This is a genomic window from Kocuria sp. UBA1838, from assembly GCF_002338785.1.
GTDB lineage: Bacteria > Actinomycetota > Actinomycetes > Actinomycetales > Micrococcaceae > Kocuria > Kocuria marina.
The window spans coordinates 22,967-23,714 of sequence record NZ_DDIY01000004.1; the positions used below are offsets into that span (position 1 = coordinate 22,967).

Annotated in this window: 1 rRNA gene; it reads right to left on the reverse strand. The window is 55.8% G+C overall.

The window, feature by feature from the left end:
• Positions 1–239 precede the first annotated feature (239 nt).
• Positions 240–748: ribosomal RNA gene (locus B3I25_RS01770) — 23S ribosomal RNA — on the reverse strand; the annotation flags it as partial.

Below are 748 nucleotides of genomic sequence, written 5' to 3' on the forward strand. Positions count from 1 at the left end.
CCATTCCACAATGTACCGCCGGATCACTAGTCCCGACTTTCGTCCCTGCTCGAGCTGTCACTCTCACAGTCAAGCTCCCTTGTGCACTTACACTCACCACCTGATTGCCGACCAGGCTGAGGGAACCTTTGGGCGCCTCCGTTACTCTTTAGGAGGCAACCGCCCCANNGGGTGGGGGGTTGTTGGTGGTCAACCACATGGTGGACGCGAACATCACATTCTTCGAATGAAGACTGTGTGTGTAGAAGTCTTCGGTGTATTAGTACCAGTCAGCTCCACGTCTTGCAACGCTTCCACATCTGGCCTATCAACCCAGTCGTCTACTGGGCACCTCACACCCCACAAAGGAGGTCAGGAAATCTCATCTCGGAGCAAGCTTCCCGCTTAGATGCTTTCAGCGGTTATCAATCCCGAACGTAGCTAATCAGCGGTGCTCCTGGCGGAACAACTGACATACCAGAGGTTCGTCCGTCCCGGTCCTCTCGTACTAAGGACAGGCCTCCACAAATTTCCAACGCACGCAGCGGATAGGGACCGAACTGTCTCACGACGTTCTGAACCCAGCTCGCGTACCGCTTTAATGGGCGAACAGCCCAACCCTTGGGACCAACTCCAGCCCCAGGATGCGACGAGCCGACATCGAGGTGCCAAACCATGCCGTCGATATGGACTCTTGGGCAAGATCAGCCTGTTATCCCCGAGGTACCTTTTATCCGTTGAGCGACGGCCATTCCACAATGTACCGCCG